At 33.9% G+C, this 584-nt stretch carries 1 protein-coding gene; it reads left to right on the top strand.

Annotated features, from left to right (window positions below; translation table 11 throughout):
- The coding region (locus tag K1F36_RS05015) for a hypothetical protein (RefSeq protein WP_220112819.1) at nucleotides 1-257 on the top strand (257 nt) is incomplete at its 5' end.
- Nucleotides 258-584 lie beyond the last annotated feature (327 nt).

Here is a 584-nt window from a genome sequence, read left to right as displayed (position 1 = left end):
TTCTAATCTTTTTCAGACAGAGTTCAGTTTACAGTCTCGTTATTTGTTTCATTCTTTTAATAGGAACAATCCAACAAATTCGTTCTAAAGGGAAATTAGAATTTAAACAGACCCATAATCAGTATGAAAATCCTCAATTGACGGGATTACTAATCACTGAAATAATATCATTTGCAGCCTTTTTTACTATTGCATTGTATCCAAAAATCATATATCCATTATGGACCTGGGTCATTTCTATTCCTTTTCCAATCTAAATAATGGAACGGATTATTGGTATTGCAAAAAAGTCGTTATAATAAATTACTTCTCATTTAAGAGTAGGTTGTTGCACCCTATTCCAATTTTACCTTACGTTTTTCTTCCCGAACTCTATAAAATTGGAACAGGATCCATGTGCAAAAGTTAAGGGTAAGTATTTGGGACAAATCGCAAATTATTCTGGAAAATTTTAGTCTGAAATGTTAAAGTTTGGCCCTAAACTTTATTTTTTTTAATCCGCGTGCAAATTGCGTGCAAATGAAAAAGGCTCCAGAGTGTGGATTTCTCTGAAGCCTTGCTGTTTCTGCTCCCCCTCTTGGGCT

It is taken from the genome of Flagellimonas abyssi (assembly GCF_019457905.1).
GTDB classification, from domain to species: domain Bacteria; phylum Bacteroidota; class Bacteroidia; order Flavobacteriales; family Flavobacteriaceae; genus Flagellimonas; species Flagellimonas abyssi.
Note: the sequence above shows the minus strand (reverse complement) of the source record. Positions and strands in the feature narration are given on the sequence as shown.